Source organism: Naasia aerilata, assembly GCF_030296595.1.
Lineage (GTDB): Bacteria > Actinomycetota > Actinomycetes > Actinomycetales > Microbacteriaceae > Naasia > Naasia aerilata.
This window is the reverse complement of the sequence record NZ_AP027731.1, coordinates 3,159,458-3,181,680: the sequence shown is the minus strand read 5'-3', so window position 1 is coordinate 3,181,680 and position 22,223 is coordinate 3,159,458. Positions and strand designations below refer to the sequence as shown.

Here is a 22,223-nt window from a genome sequence, read left to right as displayed (position 1 = left end):
CGCCTCGCAGGGGGACGCGCCCCGCCGCGGCGACGCCCCGCGCGGGAACGCTCCTCGCGGGGGTGACGCACCGCGTCGCGGGGATGCCGCACGTGGCGGCGATGCGCCTCGGCGCACCGACGGTCCGCGTCGCTTCGACGCAGCACGGGGTGAGAGCCCCCGTCGCGGCGACGCCCCTCGCGGCGACGGTCCCCGACGCGGCGATGCGCCGCGGGGAGACGGTCCGCGTCGGTTCGACGGTGCGCGCGGCGACGCTCCCCGGCGCACCGACGGTCCGCGTGGGGACGCTCCGCGGCGCGGTGGCGCTCCGCGGGGGACGCTCCCCGTCGCGGCGACGCGCCGCGGGGAGACGCTTCCCGGCGTGGGGATGCGCCGCGCCGCTTCGAGGGCCCGCGCCGCGGCGACAGCCCGGCAGGAGAGGCACGCGGGCGTCGCGAGGCGGGCGACCGCCCGGCCTGGACTCCGCGTGAGTCGGGCCGCAAGCACGCCGCGCGTCCGGGCGACGCCCGCCGTGACGACCGTCGAGGCGGGGCACCCAGCCGCCCCGGTCTCCCCGAGCACGACGGCCCGGACCTCCGTCCCGTCCGCCCGCGGCACGAGGATCCGATGATCCCCGCGGACGTCACGCCGCAGGACCTCCCCAAGGCGGCCCGCATCGAGCTCAAGACGCTGACCAAGGAGAACGCCGACTGGGTCGCCACGCACATGGTGATGGCCGCGAGGCTCCTCGACGAGGACCCGCAGCTGGCGCACCAGCACGCGCTCTCGGCGGCGCGCAAGGGCGGCCGGATCGCGATCGTCCGCGAGACGCTCGCCATCACCGCCTACACGGTGGGTGACTTCGCGCTCGCGCTGCGCGAGCTGCGGACCTTCCGCCGGATCTCCGGCTCCAACGACCAGCTGCCGCTCATGGTGGACAGCGAGCGCGGAGTCGGACGCCCGGATCGGGCTCTCGAGCTCGGGCGCTCGGTGCCCCGCGAGACGCTGCCCGTCGACGTGCAGGTCGGCCTCTCGATCGCGATGTCGGGTGCCCGGCTCGACCTCGGCCAGACCGAGCTCGCCCTCGCCGAGCTCGAGATCCCGCAGCTCGATCCTGACCGCGCCTTCTCCTACAGCCCGCCGCTGTTCCGGGCCTACGCGGAGGTCCTCGACGAGGTGGGCCGCACGGACGAGGCCGAGCAGTGGCGCACGCGGGCCGACATCGCCGAGGACGCCCTCGAGCCGGAGGACGACGAGGTCGTAGAGATCGAAGAGCTGGACGACGAGGACGACGACATCGAGTACGCCGCGGAGGACACGGCGGAGGGGTTCGGCGAGACGGACCTCGACGACGAGGCGGAGCTCGAGGACGACCTCGACGGGAGCGACGAGAGCGTCATCGATACGGAGGTCACAGACGAGCCCGGACCTGCCGAGGCCGGAGCGATCCAGGAGCTCGACGGGTTCGCCGAGCTCGAGGACTCGTCCGACGCTGCAGGCGAGGAGCCGGATGCGCCGGACGCGCGCTGAGGGCCCGGCGCCGCTCGACGGCGTCGACGTCCTCCTCGCCGACCTCGACGGCGTGGTCTATGCCGGTCCGGACGCGATCCCGCACGCGGTCGACAGCCTCCGGGCCGCCGCGGCCGACGGCCGCCGCGTGGGGTACATCACGAACAACGCGTCGCGCAGCGACGCCGTCGTCGCCGCCCACCTCGCGGAGTTCGGCCTGGACGTGAAGGCCGAGGACGTCGTCACCTCGCCGCAGGCCGCCATGCGGCTCCTCGCGGACGTGGTGGAGCCGGGCTCGCTCATCCTCGTCGTCGGCGGCGAGGGACTCGTGACCGAGGTGGAGCGCGCGGGATTCCGCGTCACGCGCGCCGCAGCCGACCGTCCCGCCGCGGTCGTGCAGGGCTTCGCCCCCGAGCTCGGCTGGCGTGATCTCGCGGAAGCGTCGTTCGCGCTGGCCCGGGACCGCGACGGCAACGGCATCCCGTGGATCGCCACCAACACCGACTGGACGATCCCGGTGGCAGGAGGCATCGCGCCCGGCAACGGCACGCTCGTCTCCGCCGTGCACACCGTGGTCGGCATCCTCCCGCAGGTCGCAGGCAAGCCGGAGACGCCCATCTTCGAGGAGGCGGTTCGCCGCTTCGGCGCCCGGTCGCCCCTCTTCCTCGGCGACCGCCTCGACACCGACATCCTCGGCGCCCGGCGGGCGGGGATGCGCTCGGCGCACGTGCTCACCGGGATCGACACCGGCAAGCAGCTGGTCGCCGCGGCCGCCGACTCCCGCCCCGACTTCCTCCTCGAGGACCTGCGGCAGCTCTTCGAGCCCTACCCCGTGGTGGAGCGGAAGAAGGACGTCACCCGCGTCCGGGACGCACGGGTGGCCGTACGGGACGGCCGGGTCGAGCTGCTCGACGCCGGGTCGAAGATCGACGTCCTGCGCGCGACGTGCGCCGCCGTCTGGGACTCGGGCGTCCCGCTCTACGCGCTCGAGGTGCCGGCCGAGCTCTACCGCTGACCGCCACCCGCGTGATGCCGCCCGATCGGCAGCACGAGCGGGGTGCCCGAGACCGGGTCCTGCACCACCTGCGCCGGCAGGCCGAACACGTCGGCGACGAGGTCGACCGTGAGCACGTCCGCGGGCGCTCCTCGGCATGCACCCGGCCGTCCTTCATCGCGATCAGGACGTCGGCGTAGCGGGCTGCGAGGTTCAGATCGTGCAGGACGACCACGATGGTCGTGCCGCGCTCCCGGTTGAGGTCGGTGAGCAGGTCGAGCACCTCGACCTGGTGCGCGAGGTCGAGGAACGTCGTCGGCTCGTCGAGCAGGAGGACGTCGGTCTGCTGGGCGAGCGCCATGGCGATCCACACGCGCTGCCGCTGGCCGCCGGACAGCTCGTCGACCGGGCGGTCCGCGAGGGCCAGGGTGTCGGTGTCCCGCAGCGCGCCGGCGACAGCGGCGTCATCGGCGCTGCTCCACCGCCGGAACCAGCCCTGGTGCGGGTACCGCCCGCGGCCCACCAGGTCGGCGACGGCGATGCCCTCGGGCGCGATCGGGGACTGGGGGAGGAGGCCGAGGACCTCCGCCACCTCGCGCGTCGGGATGTCGGCGAGCGAGCGCCCGTCGAGCAGGACCCTGCCGTGGCGGGGCGTCAGGAGGCGTGCCATGGCGCGCAGCAGCGTCGACTTGCCGGAGGCGTTGGCCCCGACGATTCCGGTGATGCGGCCCTGGGCGACATCGAGGCTGAGGTCGGTGAGGACGGTGCGGTCGTCGTACGCGACGGTCACCCCGTCGACGGCCAGCGTGTGGGTCACAGGCTTCCTCCGGTCCGGTTGGTCCTCGAGAGGAGCCACAGCAGGTAGGGCGCGCCGACCGCGCCCGTCACCACGCCGACCGGGAAGCGCGTCCCGAGCAGGTGCTGGCCGATGAGGTCGGCGACGAGGACGAGGACGGCGCCGATAAGGGCGGCGGGCAGCAGCGGGATGCGCCCCGGCACGAGGCGCCCGGCGATCGGGCCCGACAGGAAGGCGACGAAGGCGATCGGCCCGGTCGCGGCGGTGCCGACCGCCACGAGGCCGACGGCCACCACGATGAGCCAGAGCCGGCTGCGGGCGGCGGGGACGCCGAGTGCCTCGGCGGCGTCGTCGCCGAGCTGCAGCGCCCCGAATCGCGGTGCGAGCAGCAGGGCCGCGGGAAGCAGCACGGCGACGGCGATCGCGAGCGGCGGGACGCCTGGCCAGAACGCCTCGTTCAGGCTTCCGGTGAGCCAGCGCAGCGCCTGGGAGGCCTGGTCGACACCCGCGCGAGTGAGTGCGTAGCTCACGACGGCGTTGAGCAGGGCGCCGACTCCGATGCCGATGAGGACGAAGCGGGAGCCCGCGATGCCGCGGCCGGCGAGGAGCACCAGCACGAGCGCGACCAGGATGCCGCTGGCGACGGCGATCGCCGACACGATCGGTCCCGAGAGCCCCAGGATGGCGATGGCCACGACCGCCGCGGCGCTGGCACCCGCGGAGATGCCGATGATGTCGGGACTCGCGAGGGCGTTCCGCAGCAGGGTCTGGAAGATCGTCCCGGCCGCCCCGAAGGCGAGTCCGACGAGAGCGCCGGTGAGGGCCCGCGGGAGCCGGAGGCGGGGAACGGTGAACGACGCCCCGGGCACGCGCTCGCCGAGCAGGGCGCGGATCACCTGGTCCGGCGCGTACACCCGCTCGCCCACGCAGAGCGTGACCAGCACCGCCGCGAGCAGGACCGCGGCGAGCACCGTGGCGACGAGGGCGGACCTTCGCCGGCGCGCGCGGCGGCCGGGGAGAGGACGGCGCTGGCCGTGGTGCTCACAGCTCGCGCACCCGCCTGCGCCGGACGATGGCGATGAAGACCGGCGCCCCGAGGACGGCCGTCATGATGCCCACCTCGATGTCTCCGGGGCGGGCGACGAGCCGGCCGAGCACGTCGGCGGCGAGCAGCAGGCCTGCGCCGAGCACCGCGGAGTAGGGGAGCAGCCACCGGTGGTCCGGTCCGGTGAACATGCGGGCCAGGTGCGGCATCGTGAGGCCGAGGAAGCCGATCGGCCCGGCGATCGCGGTCGCGGTGCCGCAGAGGAGCACGGCCGCGAGTCCGGCGACAGCGCGCGCGATCCACGTCCGGCTGCCCAGCCCGCGGGCGACGTCGTCGCCGAGCGCCAGGGCGTCGAGGCCCCGCGCGCTCGCGAAGGCGAGGACCGCCCCGAGGAGCAGGACGGGCAGGACCGGCAGCATCTCGCCGAAGCCGGTGCCACCGATGCCACCGACCTGCCAGAAGCGGAACTCGTCGAGCACATCGGTGCGGGACAGGAGGACGCCGCTGAGGAGGGAGTACAGCGTGGCCGAGGTGGCGGCACCCGCGAGAGCGAGCTTGAGCGGTGTGGCCCCCTCGCGCCCGAGGGAGGCGATGCCGTACACGACCACGGAGGCGGCGGCCGCTCCGCCGAGCGCCCACGGGACGTGGGAGGCGGCCGTGCCGGCACCGGCCACTGCGATGCCCACCACCACCGCAAGCGCCGCACCGTTGCTGACGCCGAGCAGCGCGGGGTCGGCGAGCGGGTTGCGCGTCGCGCCCTGCAGCACCGCACCGGCGAGCGCCAGCGACGCCCCGACGATCAGGCCGAGCACGGTCCGCGGGATGCGGGTCTGCACGGCGGCCTGCGCGATGTCGGTCGCCGGCCAGGTGGTGAGCCCGGCGATCACGTCGGGGACCGCCACGCTGCGCGAGCCGAGGAGCAGCGAGAGCGCGGAGAACACCACCAGCCCGAGTGCGCCGAGGAGGAGGCCGAGCATCCGCCGGTGAACGCGTGCGGAGGACGCGCCCTCGGCGGCTGCGGTCACTTGACCTTGTCGGCGGCGGCGCCGAAGAGGGCCACGTACTCGTCGAGCATCGCGGGGATGGAGAGCACGGTCGGCGCTGACGTCGCGGCGGCCAGCGGCGTGGCGTTCGGCACGATCACCACGGCCCCGTTCGCGACCGCCGGGATCGTGCCGAGGAGCGGATCGGCCTGCAGGGCGGCGAGGGTCGTGTCATCGCCGTAGGTCACGAGGATGTCGGCGTCGGCGAGCACGTCCGCATTCTCGCCCGAGATGGTCACGTAGAACGAGTCCCCGCCGAGATCCACGATGCTCTGCGGGGTCGACATGCCGAGGTCGTCCATAAACTTCACGCGGGCGTCGACCGGCGTGTAGACGTAGATGCTGCTCGTGTCGGTCGGGTCGATCATCGTGTAGGCGACGGTCTTGCCCTTCACCTGCGGGTAGTCCGCGAGGGTGTCCTGAATCTTCTGGTCGATCCCGTCGACGAGTGCCGTGGCCTGATCCTTCAGCCCGAGGGCCGTGCCGTCGAGGAGGGCGGTGTCGCGCCAGCTCGTGCCGAACGCGACCTCGGGGAACGAGACGGTCGGGGCGATCTCGCTGAGGGTCGACCAGTCCGCCTCGGTGAGGCCCGAGTAGGCGCCGAGGATGACGTCCGGCGCGGTGTCGGCCACCTGCTCGAATGCGATGCCGTCGGTCTCGTCGAAGAGGACCGGAGCGGGCCCGCCCGCGGTCTCGAGCGCCTCCTCGACCCAGGGGAGGATCCCGTCGCCGTCGTCGTCCCCGTAGGTGACGGCGGCCATGCCCACGGGGACGACCCCGAGTGCCAGCGCGACGTCCTGGTTCCCCCAGCTCACCGTGGCCACGCGCCTCGGCGCGGCCTCGACCGTGGTGGTGCCGAAGGTGTTCTTCAGCTCGACCGGGAAGGCGCCGGACGACGACGAGGGGAGGACGACTCGGCCGGACCCGAGGTGCCGCAGCCGGTGAGCAGCAGGGCCGCAGAGACGGTGAGAGCGGCCGCGACAGTCGTTCTGCGGGGGAGGCGCACGAGGGGGATCCTTCCGATTAGGTAAGGCTACCCTAACCAGGTCGGCGGCTCGGAGGCCAGGCCCGACCTTCCGAAGAGCCACCCGCCGGTACGGTGGAGGCGTGACCGAGGACATCGCGGAGACGCTCGCCGAGCTCGAGGCGCGCCCGCTGGCCGAGCGCGCCGAGCGCTACGTCGCCCTGCTGGACCGGCTGCGGCAGGAGCTCGAGAACCCGGACGGCCCTGCCGCGCGATGAGCTGCCGCTTCCGATGAGGACCGTCGCCTGATGTCGTCGCGACTCGACGCGGCTCTCGTGGAGCGCGGGCTCGCCCGGTCCCGCGCCGTCGCCGCGCGCCTCATCGCCGACGGCCTGGTGAGCGTCGACGACCGCCAGATCGTCAAGGCCGGGGTGCGGGTCGAGGACGACGCCCGCATCGAGGTGAGCGCCACGGACTCCTACGTCAGCCGCGCGGCCCACAAGCTCCTCGGCGCGCTCGACGCCTTCGCCGTTCCGGTGACGGGACGGCTGGCGCTCGACGCCGGCGCATCGACGGGCGGCTTCACCCAGGTGCTGCTCGAGCGGGGGCCGCCGAGGTGCTGGCGGTGGACGTCGGGCACGGCCAGCTGGCCCCGGAGATCGGCCGGGATCCGCGGGTGCGCTCCTTCGAGGGCGTCAACGTGCGAAGCCTGGACGCGGCGGCGCTCGCGGCACTCACGGGGTCCGACCGACGGCCTCAGCTCGTGGTCGCGGACCTGTCCTTCATCTCCCTGACCCAGGTGCTGCCGGCCCTCCGCGATGCCGCGGAGCCCGATGCCGACTTCGTCGTCCTCATCAAGCCGCAGTTCGAGGTCGGCCGCCAGGGGGTCCGCGAAGGCATCGTGCGCGACGCCGGGCTCCGCGCCGAGGCGGTGTCCGCGGTCCTCTGGGCGGCGTGGGACCTGGGGCTCGGCACGGCCGGGCTCGTCGCCTCCCCGCTCGTCGGGACCGGCGGCAACAAGGAGTATCTGGCCTGGCTGACCGCCACCCAGCCCGAGGCGCCCTCGGCGCACGTCGAGCCGTCACGGCTCTCGCGGCTCGTCGAATAGCGCCCCGGAGGGGCGGCGCCCGTCGCCGTCGCCGGCATCCGACAGAATGGGGGAGGACCTTTGCGATGGCAGGAGCGGAAACGGTGACCGAAGACCGCTACATGCTCGTCGTGTCGCACACGGGACGGCGCGAGTCGCTCGACGCGGCCGCCACCGTGGTGACCCGTCTCGTCGCCGCCGGCGTGACGCCCGTGCTGATCGAGGACGAGCGCGAGGACCTGCTGTCCGCGTGCGGCCCGTTCAACGGCGCCATCCGCATGCTCGACGAGGTCGACCGCTCGCAGCTCGAGCTCGTCATCGTCCTGGGCGGTGACGGCACCATCCTGCGCGCGGCGGAGATCGTCCGCGGCTCCGCCGTGCCGCTCCTCGGCGTGAACCTCGGGCACGTCGGGTTCCTCGCGGAGGCCGAGCGCGAGGACCTCGGCGAGACGCTCCGGCGCGTGCTGCTGCGCGACTACGACGTCGAGGAGCGCATGACGATCGACGTGTCGGTGCTCGTCGACAGCACGGTCGTCTACTCGAGCTGGGCCCTCAACGAGGCGACCATCGAGAAGGCGAGCCGGGAGCGGATGCTCGAGGTCGTCATCGAGATCAACGAGCGCCCGCTGTCCTCCTTCGGCTGCGACGGGGTCGTCCTCTCCACGCCGACGGGCTCCACCGCCTACGCCTTCTCCGGCGGCGGCCCCGTGGTCTGGCCGAACATCGACGCCATCCTGCTCGTGCCGCTCGCGGCCCACGCCCTCTTCGCGCGCCCCCTCGTCATCGCTCCGACCTCGGACATCGCCGTCGAGGTGCTCACGCGCACGAACGGCAGCGGCGTCCTCTTCTGCGACGGGCGGCGCACCTGGGACCTGCCGCCCGGTGCGCGCGTCGAGGCCCGCCGATCGGAGACCCCCGTGCGGCTCGCCCGCCTGCAGCGCGGCGTCTTCACGGATCGGCTCGTCCGCAAGTTCGACCTCCCGGTCACCGGCTGGCGGGGGCGCGCAGAGGCGTGATCGAGGAGATCGGCATCCGCGACCTCGGGGTCATCGGCGAGGCGACGCTCCCGCTCGGCCCGGGCTTCACCGCGCTCACGGGCGAGACGGGTGCGGGCAAGACGATGGTGGTCACCGCCGTCGGGCTGCTCCTCGGCGAGCGGGCCGATGCGAGCGCCATCCGCAAGGGCAGCGACCGGGCGATCGTCGACGGGCGCTGGCTGGTCCCCGAGGCGGGTGAGGTGGCCGAGCGCGTGCGCGACGCCGGCGGTGAGCTGGATCCCGCGGGACAAGGCCGCGCCGAGCTGCTGGTGTCCCGCACCCTCGCGGCCGAGGGGCGGAGCCGGGCGTCCGTCGGCGGCCGATCCGCGCCGGCCGGGCTGCTGGCGGAACTCGCAGACCGGCTCGTCGTCGTGCACGGGCAGTCCGACCAGATCCGGCTGCGCACCGCGGCGGCGCAGCGCGAGGCGCTGGACCGCTACGCCGGAGACCGCCTGGCCGGGCCCCTCGAGGCGTACCAGACCGCGTTCCGTCGCTGGCAGGCGAACCGGGATGAGCTCGACACGCTCATCGCCGAGCGCGACCTCCGCGCGGCCGAGGCCGACGAGCTGCGCGCCGCGGTCGCCGAGATCGAGGTCGTCGCGCCCCAGCCGGGCGAGCAGGAGGAGCTCGAGTCCCGTGCCCTCCGCCTCGGCAACGCCGAGGAGCTGCGGGTCGCCGCCGCCCAGGCGCACGAGCTGTTCTCCTCCGAGTCGCTCGACGAGACCCGCGATGTCCTGTCGCTCGTCGACACCGCCCGCCGCCTCCTCGACCGGGTCGCCGAGCTCGACCCCGAACTGTCCGCCCTCGCCGAGACCGTGGGGAACCTCGCGTTCCTGGCCGCCGACGCGGCGACCGAGCTCGCGAGCTACGCCGCCGGCTTCGACGCCGACTCCGCTCGCGAGCTGGAGGCCGTGCAGCAGCGCATCTCCGAGCTCGCGATCCTCGTCCGCAAGTACGGCCCCACCCTCGACGACGCCATCGCGTTCCTCGACACCGGCAGCCGGCGCCTGCTCGAGCTCGACACCGACGAGGACCGGATCGCCGCGCTGCAGTCGGACGTGGAGGCGGACGCCCAGGTGGTGGCCGAGCTCGCCGAGACCCTCAGCGTCGTCCGCAGCGAGGCGGGCGCCCAGCTCGGCGACGCCGTCAGCGCGGAGCTCGCGGCGCTCGCGATGCCGGACGCCCAGCTCCTCGTCGACGTGCGGGGCCGCGAGGAGTACACGCTCAACGGCCGCGACGCCGTCCAGCTGCTGCTGCAGGCCCATCCCGGCGCCGAGCCCCGGCCGCTCGGCCGCGGGGCGTCCGGTGGCGAGCTCTCCCGCATCATGCTCGCGATCGAGGTCGTCCTCGCCGCAAGCGACCCGGTCCCCACGTTCGTCTTCGACGAGGTGGACGCGGGAGTCGGCGGTGCGGCCGCCATCGAGATCGGGCGCCGGCTCGGCCGGCTCGCCGAGAGCGCGCAGGTCATCGTCGTCACCCACCTCGCGCAGGTGGCCGCCTTCGCCAACAACCACCTCCGCGTCGAGAAGGACCGGGCGGGCGCCGTCACCCTGTCGAGCGTGCGGCGGCTCGAGGGCGACGAGCGGGTGGCCGAGATGGCCCGCCTCCTGTCCGGACTGCCCGACTCGGAGACCGGCCTCGCCCATGCGCGGGAGCTCCTGGAGCTGAGCCGGCACAGCGGCTGAGCGACCGAGGGCACGCTGTTCAGGCCGGGACGCCGTCCTCCGCGCCGGCCGGCGCCTCTGCCGCCTCCGATGCGGGCTCAGCGGCCGGAGCGGACGGCAGGACGAGCCCGGACCACAGCACGACGCCCGTGAGGGCGATGACCGCCGTGCCGAGCACTGCGTCCCCGACGCCCGCGTACTCGTCCAGGTCGATGACGGCGTCGAGGTCCCGGGCCAGCGCGGCGAAGGCCAGCACGGTCACCCCGAACAGGCTGTTCGCGAGGAACAGGAGCACGCGGGAGGGGACGGGGAAGCCGGGCGAGCCGGTGCGCGTCGAGTCGGCGCCGGTGACGAAGCCCCACACGAAGCCGAGCAGGATGTAGGCGATCACGCTCGCTCCGAGCAGGGCGCTCAGCGGGTTGGCGAGCACGTCCCGCCAGGCGGCCGCCTCGGCCAGCAGCAGCGTCACGGACAGGGCCGCCAGCTCCGCCGCGCCGAGGCGACGGCGCACTGCGAGGACGGCGGCCAGCACGAGCGATCCCGCCGTGAGCAGGACGGAGGCCGCCGCGGACGACCAGGGACCGGGGATGCCGAGCAGGGCCGGCACGCTCGTCGCGCCGATCACGACCCCGAAGGCGAGGAGGAGCTCGGGGAGCCTCGCCGGCCTCTCCTCGCGAGCACGGCCGCAGCGATGACGAGGGCGACCGCGACCAGGGTGCGGACTACCAGGGTCACCGTCGAGCTCGACAGCACCGCGACGGCCAGCCCGGCGAAGAGGGCAGGTCCGGTGCCGGCCCCCACTCCATCAGGACCTGCCCGGCGAGGAGGAGCACGGTGACGGGGATGAGCAGGGCCGTCACGCCGGCGGCGACCGGAAGCGCCAGAGCCCCGACGCGGACGAGGGTCTCGTCGGCGCTGACCGGATGCGCGGCGCGGCGCAGCTTCCAGAGCCCTCCGACGCCGCCGGCCAGGAGGGCGAAGAGCACGGCCGTGCCGATCAGCTCGTCCAGCGGAGCGGCGCCGGAAGAGCCGAGGAGGTAGCGGAGGAGGGTCTCGAGCGGCAGCCAGACGGCGAGGATCCCGAAGGCCCAGCGGAGCAGCGCGCGGTTGGACGAGCGGCAGCGAAGCCGCTCCGGCAGAACGGGTCCGGATGGTCGCGACGATCGCGAAGGCGGCCGCGATGGCGAACTCGGCGACCGCGACTCCGGCCGCGAGTGCCGCCGGCGCGGCCAGCGTGCCGAGGGCGCCCATCAGGATGTTGGCCGTCGGAGGGCCGAAGTCGAGACCGAAGGGGATGCTCTCCGCGGCGGCGCGGGCCAGGGCGACGACGGCCGTGCCGCCGAGGAGCACGAGGACGAGAGCGAACTCCGCCCACGAGAACGGCCTCCTCCGGCGGATCACGAGCAGCACCACGAGCACCGCCACGGCGACGAGGGACGCGATCTTGCCCGGGGTGAAGGGGGTGGCGTCGAGGACCGCTCCGCCGTCGAGCCCGCCCAGGTAGAGGAGCAGGAGTGCGGTGAGCGCGGTGATGGGCAGGGCCGCCACCCAGCGGAAATGCAGCGCCGCCGTCTGCAGGAGCGCCGCCGAGAGCACGATGAGGGCGAAGAAGAGCGGCAGCAGCGGCCGGGGGAGCGAGAACGCCGCCGCGCCGTTCGACAGGGCGAGCGGCAGGGTCGCGCGGAGGAGCGGCGAGGCCACCACCAGTGCGACCGCGAGGACGAAGGCGCCGACGCTGCAGGCGACGATGACGCGCAGCCCGGGCGGCCAGCCGGTGTCGACCAGTCGCCCCTCCCTGATCGGCTCGACCAGCAGGCGGGAGGCGAAGCGGCCGGCGCCCCTCCGCGCACGGACGGCGATCGAGGAGGGCGTCACGGGAGCCCCACCCGCCACAGCTCCAGCGCCGGCCCGACGATCACCACGTCGTCGGAGGAGACGAGCAGGCGCGGGTCGGCAGGGTCGGTGCTGTCGGGGAGCGGCCACTCGCCCACCGCAGCGCCCTCCGCGTCCCTGAGCGTGACGGTGCGGCCGCTCAGGGTCAGCACGCGGTCGCCGGAAGCGGGCACCGCCGAGACGGCGCCCCCTGCCGTCCACACCGTGGCGCCGTCGGCGGCCCGGAACACCACGGTCTGCTCGTCGGTCGCGACGATCACCCTGCTCTCCGTGGCAGCGACCGTGCGGAGGATCCCGGTCACGGCACCGTCCCAGAGCTCTGCGCCGGAGCGGGCGTCCAGCGCCAGCAGGTCGCCGTCGGTGGTCACGAGGCTCACGACCGGGGCCTTCGCGTCCGGCGACGCGGCGATGCCGGCCGAGGTGCCCACGTCGGTGCGCCAGCGGAGGGCGCCCGTCGCCTCATCGAGTCCGGTGAGCCGGCCCCGCTCGTCCGCGACGATGACGGTGCCGCCGGCCACCGCGATCGGCCCGCGTGCGTCGGCCCCCAAGGCGACCGACCACACCTCGCGCCCGTCGGACGCCCGCAGCCGCGCCACGGTGCCGCCCCGCGTGGCGACGAGCACGTCGCCCGACTCGGGGACGGCGGCAGGCGGCGCAAGGACGAGGTCGTCGCCCGTCCAGCTCCAGACGCGGCGCCCCAGGTGGTCGTAGGCGCGCACCGCCCGCTCCTGGGTTGCCGCGAGGATCAGCTCGCCCACCGTCGACACGGTCGCGATCGTCCCTCCCGGATGCGCGACCCAGTCGAGGACCGCACGGGCACCTTGCGGCCGCCAGGCGAGGAGGTCGTCCCCGTGCTCGTTGGCCGCGACGACGAGGCCGTCGGCGGTCCTCACGGGCGCCGTCGTCACGGAGACCTGCCTGGCCGACTCCCCGAAGAACGGGTCGACGACCACGGCCTCGAGGGACTCGAGCCTGCCGGGCGTGCCCCTCCCCGAGTCGCCCGCCGGCGGAGCGGCCGAGGGCGCGGGCAGGGGAGTCCGGGCCGGCACCACGACGGACCCGGCGGGCTCGCCGTTTTGCGCGCCCGACGAGAAGATCCCACCGCGGCCGGGGCACCAGACGGAGGTGTCGGTGGAGGTGACGAGAACGCCCTCGCCCGGCTGCTCGATCGTCAGGGTGCCGTCGATGCGGAGGCAGCCGGGCGGCGGCATGAACGCCTCGCCGTCCGGCCCGGTCAGATCCTCGCCGGCCGCCGACGCCGCGAAGGTCGACGAGTAGGTGAGCGCGTCGTCCCCCAGGGCGGAGCCTGTGCTCGACCACTTCTCGCCCGGTGCGACGTCCGCCGGGAGCATCAGCAGTCCCGGGCGGAAGGTGAGACCGATGCCGCCGCCCCAGCCGGCGAGCTGGCGGAGTCCGTCATCGCCGAGCGCGAAGAGATCGGTGAACTGCCCGTCGAGGGCCGTCGTGAGCTGCCGCCAGAGGTGTGCGGTGGTGACGCCGTCGCCGAGTGTCCCGATCACGGCGGAGTTCACCGCGTCGGGGCCCGTCAGGGCGCCCACCGCCCCGACGGAGCGCGCGTGCTCCACGGTGCGCACGGTGCCGTCCTGGAGTCGCAGCCGCTCGGCGGCGCCGTCCGCGGGCACGTAGCGCGCAGCCGCACCGCCCGGCTCGCCGGCGAAGGGCAGGTCGACGGCCACGAGGGACCCGGTCAGGACCACCAGCAGGGAGGGGATGAGGACCGCGGGCAGGAGCGCGCGTCGAGGGCCTGATCGCTCGGCCCTTCCCTTCACGGTCGACAGTGTAGGGGTGGCGGGGGCCTCCGCTCACGCTCGCGCGGGCAGCGATTCCGCGCCCCCTTCCGGGCGCGCGCGCATCGCCGGAGGCGAAATCTCCCGGAACCGCCGGGAGTGTCGCATAGGATGGAATCCCGTGGCAGACGCGCATCTCTTGCAGCAGAGTCGGGGCATCACCAAGCACATCTTCGTGACCGGAGGTGTCGTCTCCTCGCTGGGCAAGGGCCTCACCGCCGCGAGTCTCGGACATCTGCTCACGGCGCGCGGTCTGCGCGTCGTCATGCAGAAGCTGGATCCCTATCTGAACGTGGATCCGGGCACCATGAACCCCTTCCAGCACGGCGAGGTCTTCGTGACCGACGACGGGGCGGAGACCGACCTCGACATCGGCCACTACGAGCGGTTCCTCGACATCAGCCTCGACTCCGCGGCGAACGTCACCACCGGCCAGATCTACTCGAAGGTCATCGCCAAGGAGCGCCGGGGCGAGTACCTGGGCGACACGGTGCAGGTCATCCCGCACATCACCGACGAGATCAAGTTCCGGATGCGCCAGCAGGCGACCGTGCCGGCGGAGTCGGGGGAGCTGCCGCCCGACGTCATCATCACCGAGGTCGGCGGCACCGTCGGCGACATCGAGTCGCAGCCCTTCCTCGAGGCGGCCCGCCAGGTGCGCCACGAGCTCGGCCGCAAGAACGTGTTCTTCGTGCACGTCTCGCTGGTGCCCTACATCGGGCCCTCGGGTGAGCAGAAGACGAAGCCCACGCAGCACTCCGTGGCCGCGCTCCGGTCGATCGGCATCCAGCCCGACGCGCTCGTGCTGCGCAGCGACCGCCCCGTCTCGGAGGGCGTGAAGCGCAAGATCGCGCTCATGTGCGACGTCGAGGAGCCGGCCGTCGTCAACAACGTCGACGTCGCGTCGATCTACGACCTCCCGCGGGCGCTGCACGACGAGGGGCTCGACACCTACATCATCGAGACCCTCGGCCTCGAGGCCGGCCCGGTGGACTGGACGTCATGGGGCGAGCTGCTGAGCGCCGTGCACGACCCGGCGTTCGAGGTGACGATCGCCCTGGTCGGGAAGTACGTCGACCTTCCGGATGCCTACCTCTCCGTCACCGAGGCCCTTCGCGCGGGCGGGTTCGCCAACCGTGCCAAGGTGAACATCCGCTGGGTCGCAAGCGACGAGTGCCAGACACCGGAGGGCGCCGCCCGCAACCTCGCCGACGTCGACGGCATCTGCATCCCGGGCGGCTTCGGCGTGCGCGGCATCGAGGGCAAGCTCGGGGCGCTCCGCTTCGCGCGCGAGAACGGCATCCCGACCCTCGGACTGTGCCTCGGCCTCCAGTGCATGGTCATCGAGTACTCCCGGAACGTGACCGGGCTCGCGGGGGCCTCGTCCTCCGAGTTCGACCCGGACACCCCGTACCCGGTCATCGCGACCATGGCCGAGCAGGTCGACATCCTGGCCGGCGGGGACCTGGGCGGCACGATGCGCCTCGGCCAGTACCGGGCGGAGCTCGCGGCGGGCTCACTCGCCGCCGATCTCTACGGCGCGCCCGAGGCGATCGAGCGACACCGCCACCGCTACGAGGTCAACAACCGCTACCGCGACCAGATCGCCGACAGCGGGCTGTCCTTCTCGGGCCTCTCGCCCGACAGCTCGCTCGTGGAGTTCGTCGAGCTGCCGCGCGACGTGCACCCGTTCTACATCGGCACCCAGGCCCACCCCGAGCTGCGGTCGCGGCCCAACCGGGCGCACCCGCTGTTCCGCGGCCTCGTGGCCGCCGCTCTCGAGCGTCAGCGCGCCAGCAGGCTCTTCGAGGTCACCTCCGACGACGACCTGCGCGAGGAGGTCCAGGTATGAGCGCCGAGCCGATCGCCGACGAGCCCGGCGCGGCCGAGCCGCTGCGCGACGAGCCCTTCACCCCGGAGATCCTCGAGCGGTCCACGCCGTTCCAGGGCAAGGTCTGGGACGTCGTGAGCGAGACCTTCCGCTACAACGGCGAGCCGATCACGCGCGAGTTCGTCGACCACACGGGCGCTGTCGCCGTCCTGGCGATGGACGACGAGGAGCGGGTGCTCCTGATCCGGCAGTACCGGCACCCGATCCGCTCGCGCGACTGGGAGATCCCGGCCGGGCTGCTCGACGAGGACGGCGAGCCGGCGCTCACGGCAGCCCAGCGCGAGCTCGCCGAGGAGGCCGACCTGGCCGCCGAGCAGTGGAACGTGCTCGCCGAGTACGTCAACTCGCCCGGCGGCAGCAACGAGACCGTCCGCGTGTACCTCGCGCGCGGCGTGTCCGAGGTGGACGCGTTCGAGCGGGAGGCCGAGGAGGCGGACATCGAGGTCCGCTGGGTCAGCCTGGACGAGGCGCTCGCCGCCGTGCTCTCGCGCGACCTGCAGAACCCGTCGACCGTCATCGGTGTCCTCACGGCGGCCGCGCATCGCGCGTCGGGCTGGGCGGACCTCGCGCCCGGCGACGCGCCGTGGCCACGGCATCCGAAGCTCGGCAGAGCCGACTGGTGAGCCGCCGGCTGTGACCCCGGAGGCGGCGGTCGCGGCCTACCTGCGGCATGTGTCGATCGAGCGGGGGCTCGCCGCCAACAGCGTGGCGGCGTACCGCCGGGACCTCACCGCCTACGCGGCGTTCCTCGGCGAGCGCGGCATCGACGACATCTCCCGCGTCGCGTCACCCGACGTCGCCGCCTTCTCGCAGCACCTCCGCGGCGCGGACGGCACCGCCATGCGCGCCTCCTCGGTGGGCAGGATGCTGTCCTCGGTGCGCGGCCTGCACCGCTTCCTCGTGGACGACCGGGTCGTGGACGCCGATCCGGCCGCGGAGGTGAAGCCGCCGAAGCTCGGCCTGCGCCTGCCGAAGGCCATCACGGTCGACGAGATGGCGGCCCTGCTCGCCGCGGTTGCGGGGAGGAGCCGGTCGCGCTGCGGGACCGCGCGCTGCTCGAGCTCCTCTACGCGACGGGCGCGCGCATCGGGGAGGCGGTCGGGCTGGACGTCGACGACGTGACCGACGAGGGCGTGCTGCGCCTGTCGGGCAAGGGCGGCAAGGAGCGCATCGTCCCGGTCGGGTCCTTCGCCAGAGCGGCGCTGGACGAGTACCTGGTCCGGGTCCGTCCCGAGTGGGCGACCCGGGGCACGTCGACGCCGGCACTGTTCCTCGGCCCTCGGGGAGGCCGCGTCTCGCGGCAGACGGCTTGGCTCGTCATCCAGGCGGCCGCCGAGCGTGCCGGCCTCACCAAGGCGGTCTCGCCCCACACGTTCCGGCACTCGTTCGCGACGCACCTCCTCGCGGGCGGCGCCGACGTGCGGGTGGTCCAGGAGCTGCTCGGCCACTCGTCGGTCGCGACCACGCAGATCTACACGCTGGTCACCGCTGACACCCTCCGCGACGTCTACCTCACCTCGCACCCGCGCGCCCGCTGAGCTCGCTGTCTGTGCATCCGCTGTATCCGGCCGACACGCGGCGTGGCCCCCGTCCGCGGGGTACGCCGCTCCTACACTGGCTCGCGGAACCAGGTTCGACCCAGGAGCAAGGGACGTCGGGATGACGCACATGACAGAAGCAGTCGCGGATGCACCCGTGGCGACCATCGCGGGTCGGGAGTTCCGGGACTTCCCCGAGCCGCCCCCGCTGCAGGGCCACGGGCCGGCACGGATCATCTCCCTCTGCAACCAGAAGGGAGGCGTGGGCAAGACCACGACGAGCATCAACCTCGGCGCGGCGCTGGCCGAGGCCGGCCGCCGCGTGCTGGTCGTCGACTTCGACCCGCAGGGCGCGCTGTCCGCGGGACTCGGTGTCCGGACGCACGACGTCGTGACGATCTACGACCTGCTCATCGGCACCGTGCGGGACCCGGCGCTCGCCATCCAGCACACGGGCATCCCCAACCTCGACGTGATCCCCGCGAACATCGACCTCTCCGCCGCAGAGGTCCACCTCGTCAACGAGGTCGCCCGCGAGCAGATCCTCGCCCGGGTGCTCCGCAAGGTGACGGACGCCTACGACGTCGTGCTGATCGACTGCCAGCCGTCCCTGGGCCTGCTCACCGTCAACGCGCTCTCCGCGAGCCACGGCGTGCTCATCCCGCTCGAGTGCGAGTACTTCGCCCTCCGCGGCGTCGCGCTCCTCGTCGAGACCATCGAGAAGGTCAAGGACCGGCTCAACCCGGCCCTCGAGCTCGACGGGATCCTGCCGACCATGTACGACTCGCGCACGCTGCATTCGCGCGAGGTCATGGAGCGCGTCGTGGAGGCGTTCGACGACAACGTGCTCAACACGATCATCGGACGCACCATCAAGTTCCCGGACTCCTCGGTCGCCGGCATGCCGGTGCTGCAGTTCGCCCCCGAGCACTCGTCGGCGCAGTCGTACCGGCGGCTCGCCCGCGAGCTCGTCGCGCGTGGCGCCGTCGCCTGAGTCCCCGGCAGTCCCCGAGGCGCCCGAGGCGCCCGGGTTCTCCGTGCGCGTCGGCGGCTTCGACGGACCGTTCGACCTGCTGCTCACCCTGATCGGGAAGCACCAGCTCGACATCACCGAGATCGCCCTGTCGGTCATCACCGACGAGTTCCTCGCCTACCTGCGCGGCCTCGACACAGAGGACGAGCTCGAGGAGGCGAGCGAGTTCCTTGTCGTCGCGGCGACCCTCCTCGACCTCAAGATCGCCGGCCTGCTGCCGCAGGGCGAGCTCGTCGACGCCGAGGACGTCGCCCTGCTCGAGGCCCGCGACCTGCTGTTCGCCCGGCTGCTCCAGTACCGGGCGTTCAAGCAGGCGTCGGCGTGGTTCGCCAGCCGAATCGAGGAGGAGACGGCGCGGCACTACCGCTCGGTGCGCCTCGAGGAGAAGTTCCGCCGCTCGCCGAACGACGTGGCCTGGACCACGACCCCGGCCCAGCTGGCGGCGCTGGCGGCGCTCGCCCTCGCCCCGCGCGTGCTGCCGAGCGTCGCGACGGACCACCTGCACGTGCCGCGCGTGAGCATCCGGGAGCAGGCCGCGACCGTGGTCGCGCTGCTCCGCCGCGGTGAGCCGCTCAGCTTCCGCGCGATCATCGCGGGTGCGACGGGTCAAGGGATCGTCGTCGCCCGTTTCCTGGCGGTTCTCGAGCTGTACCGTAATGAGGCGATCACGTTCGAGCAGCTGGAGCCCTCGGCGAGCTGACGCTGCGCTGGACCGCGGACGTCTGGAACGACGACCGACTCGCCGACCTCGGAGCCGACTATGACGACTGACGCCGACCTCGACCGGGAGCCGGTCGCCCTCCTCCTCGGCCTCGGCCGCAATGCCCCGGTGTCCGCTGCCGCGCCTGCCGCCCGCCGCACCGAGCACGGCGAGCTCGACCGGGCCCTCGAGGCGATCCTCATGGTGTCCGACGAGCCCCAGCCGCTGGTTGCGCTCGCCAGCGCGCTGGAGCGGCCCGTCGCCGTGATCCGGCAGGCCGTCGAGCGGCTCGTGGCGGACTACGACGGCACCGGCGGAGGGGTTCGGCGCGGCTTCGAGCTGCGCGAGGTGGGCGGCGGGTGGCGGATCTACGTCCGCGCCGCGTACGACGACATCGTCCGCGACTTCGTGCTCACCCAGAGCCCCTCGCGCCTGTCCCAGGCCGCGCTCGAGACGCTCGCGGTGATCGCCTACAAGCAGCCGATCACCCGCAGCGCCATCGCCGCGATCCGCGCCGTCAACGTGGACAGCGTCGTGCGCACCCTGGTGGGGCGCGGCCTCATCGCCGAGGTGTCCACCGATCCGGAGACCGGAGCCATCGCGTACGGCACGACCGAGCTGCTGCTGAGCTTCCTCGGCGTCAACTCGCTCGACGAGCTGCCGCCGCTGTCCCCCTGCTCGCCGGGATCGAGGAGGTCGCCGATGTCCGCTGACCCGGTCGCCGCCGAGGGGTCCGGCTGCAGAAGGTCCTCGCCGCGGCGGGCGTCGCCTCCCGGCGGGTGTCCGAGGACCTCATCGGCGCCGGCCGCGTCGCGGTCAACGGCACCGTCGTCACCGAGCTCGGCACCCGCATCAACCCGGAGGTCGACAAGGTCGCGGTCGACGGCGTCGCCGTGCAGCTCGACACCACCAAGCGCTACCTCATGCTCAACAAGCCGGTGGGCGTCGTGAGCTCCCTGCGGGACGAGCACGGACGGCCTGACCTCCGCCGCTGGACCGGGCAGTTCGAGGAGCGGGTCTTCAACGTGGGCCGCCTGGACGCGGACACCTCGGGGCTGCTGATCCTCACCAACGACGGGGAGCTCGCCCACGTGCTCGCGCATCCGTCGTTCGGCGTGACGAAGACGTACATCGCCCTCGTGCGCGGGACGGTGCAGCCCAGGACGGTCGCGAAGCTCACCGCCGGCATCGAGCTCGAGGACGGGCTGATCACCGCCGACCGCGCGCGCCTCCTGCCCGGCTCGGGCGGGCAGAACAGCATGGTCGAGCTGACCCTGCACTCCGGCCGGAACCGCATCGTCCGCCGCATGATGGACGCCGTCGGCCACCCCGTCGTCGAGCTCGTGCGCCGCCAGTTCGGGCCACTGCACCTCGGCTCGCTCGCGTCGGGCGAGATCCGGGACCTCACTAAGGTAGAACTCGGCCAGCTGCTCACTCTCTCGCGGGGCGCGCCCGAATCGACCGATAGGCAGGCAGAAGAACCGTGAACGCCCGCACCGCCGGCCCCGTCCTGGTCGTCGGCACCGGGCTCCTCGGCGCGAGCGTCGGTCTCGCCCTCCGGGCGGAGGGCGTTGACGTGCTCCTCGCGGACGTCTCGCCGACCGCCCTCGACCTCGCCGTCGACTACGGCGCGGGCCGCCTGCCGGCTCCGGGGGATGAGCCCGCTCTCGTGGTGGTCGCGGTGCCGCCCGACCAGATCCCCGAGACCGTCGCGCGCGTGCTCGCGCACCACCCGGGCGCGCTCGTGACCGACGTGGGCAGCGTCAAGCAGCAGCCGCTCGAGGCTCTCCGCGCGCTGGGCGCCGACGACTCCCGCTACCTCGGATCGCATCCGCTCGCAGGGCGGGAGCGCGGCGGCGCGATCTCCGCACGCGCCGACCTCTTCCTCGCACGGCCGTGGGTGCTCACCCCGCACGAGCGGACGACCCCGGCGCAGGTGCGCGTGCTCGAGGACCTCGTGCTCGACCTCGGGGCTACGCCCGTCCGCCTCTCTCCGGAGGAGCACGACGCGAGCGTCGCCGTCATCTCCCACGTTCCCCAGCTGATCGCCTCGCTCATGGCGGCCCGGCTCGTCGACGCGCCCTCCGCGGCCGTCGGCATCGCGGGCCAGGGCCTGCGGGACGTCACCCGCATCGCGGCGAGCAGCCCCGAGCTGTGGGTGCAGATCCTCGGGGCCAACGCCGACGCGGTCGTCCCCGTGCTGGAGGCGGTGGGATCCGACCTTGCCGGGCTCGTCGAGGCGCTCCGCGGGCAGCACCGGCCGGGCGCGCGGCGGGCCGTGGCCGAGGTCCTCGCCGCGGGCAACGCCGGCGTCTCGCGTCTTCCGGGCAAGCACGGGCAGGACGCCCGCTTCGCCTCGCTCGTCGTGCTGATCGACGACCGCCCCGGCCAGCTGGCCGCCCTGCTCACAGAGATCGGGGAGGTCGGGGTCAACCTCGAGGACCTGCGGCTGGAGCACTCGCCCGGCGCGCAGATCGGCATCGTGGAGGTCGCCGTGCTGCCCGAGGTGCGCGATCGGCTGGAGCGCGAGCTGACCGAGCGCGGATGGAGGATCGCGGGATGACGCGCTGGAGCAGAGTCGTGGTCGCGGTCGACGGACCGGCCGGCAGCGGCAAGTCGAGTGTGAGCCGCGCCGCGGCGCGCGCCCTCGGCTACGAGTTCCTGGACACCGGCGCGGCCTACCGGGCGCTCGCCTGGCTCGGCCTCGACCGCGGGATCGACTTCGACGACGAGGACGCGATCGTGTCGCTCCTCGACGAGCTGGGCGACGGCATCTCGACCGATCCCGACGACCTCCGGGTGACGATCGGCGGCACCGACGTCACCGAGGACATCCGCCAGCCCCGCGTCAGCAAGGTCGTGAGCGCGGTCGCCCGCGTTCCGGAGGTGCGCACCCGGCTCAACGAGGGCTTCCGCTCGCGCCTCAACGCCCCCGGCCGACCCGGCATCGTCGCCGAGGGGCGCGACATCACGACCGTGGTCGCTCCCGACGCGCCCGTCCGGGTGCTGCTCACCGCGGACGAGGGCGTCCGCATCCAGCGCCGCCGGGCCGAGCTGACCGACCAGTCCGCCGCCGACGTGGCCAGATCGGTCACCGATCGGGACCGCAAGGACTCGAAGGTCGTCGACTTCATGACCGCCGCCGAGGGGGTCACGACCTTGGACTCGACCGACCTCAGCTTCGACGAGACGGTCGACGCGATGGTCGCCCTGGTCCGCTCCGCTGCGCCCTCCTGACCCCG

Annotated in this window: 18 protein-coding genes and 5 pseudogenes; 16 read left to right on the top strand and 7 right to left on the bottom strand. The window is 73.7% G+C overall.

The genetic code is table 11. The annotated features are described in order from the left end of the window. Positions 1-606: 606 nt before the first annotated feature. Together QUE51_RS16495 and QUE51_RS16490 are read left to right on the top strand one after the other, a co-directional pair. Positions 607-1,509 carry a hypothetical protein gene (locus QUE51_RS16495; RefSeq protein ID WP_286277426.1) on the top strand — a complete coding sequence of 301 codons (903 nt, stop codon included), beginning with the start codon at positions 607-609 and terminating at the stop codon, positions 1,507-1,509. Next, positions 1,490-2,503 carry an HAD-IIA family hydrolase gene (locus QUE51_RS16490; RefSeq protein WP_286277425.1) on the top strand — a complete coding sequence of 338 codons (1,014 nt, stop codon included), beginning with the start codon at positions 1,490-1,492 and terminating at the stop codon, positions 2,501-2,503. The genes QUE51_RS16495 and QUE51_RS16490 overlap by 20 nt, the downstream gene beginning before the upstream one ends. On the opposite strand, the pseudogene QUE51_RS16485 reads toward QUE51_RS16490, so the two are convergent. The 4 genes and pseudogenes from QUE51_RS16485 to QUE51_RS16470 form a co-directional block, all read right to left on the bottom strand. Then, positions 2,494-3,299: pseudogene (locus QUE51_RS16485) on the bottom strand (ABC transporter ATP-binding protein). The gene QUE51_RS16490 and the pseudogene QUE51_RS16485 sit on opposite strands and share 10 nt — an antisense overlap. Continuing rightward, positions 3,296-4,249 carry a FecCD family ABC transporter permease gene (locus QUE51_RS16480; RefSeq protein ID WP_286277424.1) on the bottom strand — a complete coding sequence of 318 codons (954 nt, stop codon included), beginning with the start codon at positions 4,247-4,249 and terminating at the stop codon, positions 3,296-3,298. Before QUE51_RS16480 ends, QUE51_RS16485 begins: the two are co-directional and overlap by 4 nt. 70 nt (positions 4,250-4,319) lie before the next feature. Then, on the bottom strand, positions 4,320-5,348 hold the full coding sequence (locus QUE51_RS16475) for a FecCD family ABC transporter permease (RefSeq protein WP_286277423.1): 1,029 nt from the start codon (positions 5,346-5,348) through the stop codon (positions 4,320-4,322). Then, positions 5,345-6,133, bottom strand: coding sequence for an ABC transporter substrate-binding protein (locus QUE51_RS16470; RefSeq protein WP_286279445.1), 789 nt, complete (start codon positions 6,131-6,133; stop codon positions 5,345-5,347). The genes QUE51_RS16475 and QUE51_RS16470 overlap by 4 nt, the downstream gene beginning before the upstream one ends. On the opposite strand from QUE51_RS16470, the gene QUE51_RS16465 reads away from it, so the two are divergent. The 5 genes and pseudogenes from QUE51_RS16465 to recN all read left to right on the top strand — a co-directional run bounded on the left by QUE51_RS16465 (position 6,126) and on the right by recN (position 10,139). After that, complete coding sequence (locus QUE51_RS16465) at positions 6,126-6,311, top strand: hypothetical protein (protein ID WP_286279483.1); 186 nt, start codon at positions 6,126-6,128, stop codon at positions 6,309-6,311. The genes QUE51_RS16470 and QUE51_RS16465 overlap by 8 nt on opposite strands. Before the next feature lie 162 nt (positions 6,312-6,473). Beyond that, the gene (locus QUE51_RS16460; protein WP_286277422.1) at positions 6,474-6,608 is read left to right on the top strand and encodes a hypothetical protein; all 135 of its coding nucleotides are present in this window, start codon (positions 6,474-6,476) and stop codon (positions 6,606-6,608) included. Between the two features lie 30 nt (positions 6,609-6,638). Next, a pseudogene (locus tag QUE51_RS16455) lies at positions 6,639-7,438 on the top strand (TlyA family RNA methyltransferase). Positions 7,439-7,521: 83 nt separating this feature from the next. Continuing rightward, the gene (locus QUE51_RS16450) at positions 7,522-8,433 is read left to right on the top strand and encodes an NAD kinase (protein WP_286277421.1); all 912 of its coding nucleotides are present in this window, start codon (positions 7,522-7,524) and stop codon (positions 8,431-8,433) included. Beyond that, positions 8,430-10,139 carry a DNA repair protein RecN gene (gene recN / locus QUE51_RS16445; RefSeq protein ID WP_286277420.1) on the top strand — a complete coding sequence of 570 codons (1,710 nt, stop codon included), beginning with the start codon at positions 8,430-8,432 and terminating at the stop codon, positions 10,137-10,139. The genes QUE51_RS16450 and recN overlap by 4 nt, the downstream gene beginning before the upstream one ends. Before the next feature lie 19 nt (positions 10,140-10,158). Here the strand turns inward: recN and QUE51_RS16440 are convergent, their stop codons facing one another. The 3 genes from QUE51_RS16440 to QUE51_RS16430 are packed head-to-tail and all read right to left on the bottom strand — an operon-like array spanning position 10,159 to position 13,801. After that, on the bottom strand, positions 10,159-10,743 hold the full coding sequence (locus QUE51_RS16440; RefSeq protein WP_286277419.1) for a hypothetical protein: 585 nt from the start codon (positions 10,741-10,743) through the stop codon (positions 10,159-10,161). After that, positions 10,740-11,993 carry a hypothetical protein gene (locus tag QUE51_RS16435; protein WP_286277418.1) on the bottom strand — a complete coding sequence of 418 codons (1,254 nt, stop codon included), beginning with the start codon at positions 11,991-11,993 and terminating at the stop codon, positions 10,740-10,742. Before QUE51_RS16435 ends, QUE51_RS16440 begins: the two co-directional genes overlap by 4 nt. Next, entirely contained in the window at positions 11,990-13,801 is a 1,812-nt protein-coding gene (locus QUE51_RS16430; protein ID WP_286277417.1) for a PQQ-binding-like beta-propeller repeat protein, read from the bottom strand. Before QUE51_RS16430 ends, QUE51_RS16435 begins: the two co-directional genes overlap by 4 nt. Positions 13,802-13,940: 139 nt before the next feature. Here QUE51_RS16430 and pyrG point away from each other — a divergent pair, with 139 nt between their 5' ends. From pyrG to cmk, 9 genes and pseudogenes are all read left to right on the top strand, one after another. Beyond that, the gene (gene pyrG / locus QUE51_RS16425) at positions 13,941-15,671 is read left to right on the top strand and encodes a CTP synthase (protein ID WP_286277416.1); all 1,731 of its coding nucleotides are present in this window, start codon (positions 13,941-13,943) and stop codon (positions 15,669-15,671) included. Beyond that, positions 15,668-16,333 carry an NUDIX domain-containing protein gene (locus QUE51_RS16420; RefSeq protein ID WP_286277415.1) on the top strand — a complete coding sequence of 222 codons (666 nt, stop codon included), beginning with the start codon at positions 15,668-15,670 and terminating at the stop codon, positions 16,331-16,333. Before pyrG ends, QUE51_RS16420 begins: the two co-directional genes overlap by 4 nt. Positions 16,334-16,343: 10 nt before the next feature. Next, positions 16,344-17,248, top strand: a pseudogene (gene xerD, locus QUE51_RS16415) (site-specific tyrosine recombinase XerD). Positions 17,249-17,378: 130 nt separating this feature from the next. Further along, complete coding sequence (locus QUE51_RS16410; RefSeq protein WP_286277414.1) at positions 17,379-18,242, top strand: ParA family protein; 864 nt, start codon at positions 17,379-17,381, stop codon at positions 18,240-18,242. Next, positions 18,226-19,052 (top strand): annotated as a pseudogene (locus QUE51_RS16405) (segregation and condensation protein A). Before QUE51_RS16410 ends, QUE51_RS16405 begins: the two are co-directional and overlap by 17 nt. Continuing rightward, positions 19,042-19,656 (top strand): annotated as a pseudogene (scpB, locus tag QUE51_RS16400) (SMC-Scp complex subunit ScpB); the annotation flags it as partial. The pseudogenes QUE51_RS16405 and scpB, both read left to right, overlap by 11 nt. A 62-nt stretch (positions 19,657-19,718) precedes the next feature. After that, positions 19,719-20,468: a pseudouridine synthase gene (locus QUE51_RS16395; RefSeq protein ID WP_286279443.1), complete on the top strand. Its 750-nt coding sequence runs from the start codon at positions 19,719-19,721 to the stop codon at positions 20,466-20,468. Continuing rightward, a complete protein-coding gene (locus QUE51_RS16390; RefSeq protein WP_286277413.1) occupies positions 20,465-21,544 on the top strand; it encodes a prephenate dehydrogenase in 1,080 nt (359 codons plus the stop codon). Before QUE51_RS16395 ends, QUE51_RS16390 begins: the two co-directional genes overlap by 4 nt. Continuing rightward, complete coding sequence (cmk, locus tag QUE51_RS16385; RefSeq protein WP_286277412.1) at positions 21,541-22,218, top strand: (d)CMP kinase; 678 nt, start codon at positions 21,541-21,543, stop codon at positions 22,216-22,218. The genes QUE51_RS16390 and cmk overlap by 4 nt, the downstream gene beginning before the upstream one ends. Positions 22,219-22,223: the final 5 nt, after the last annotated feature.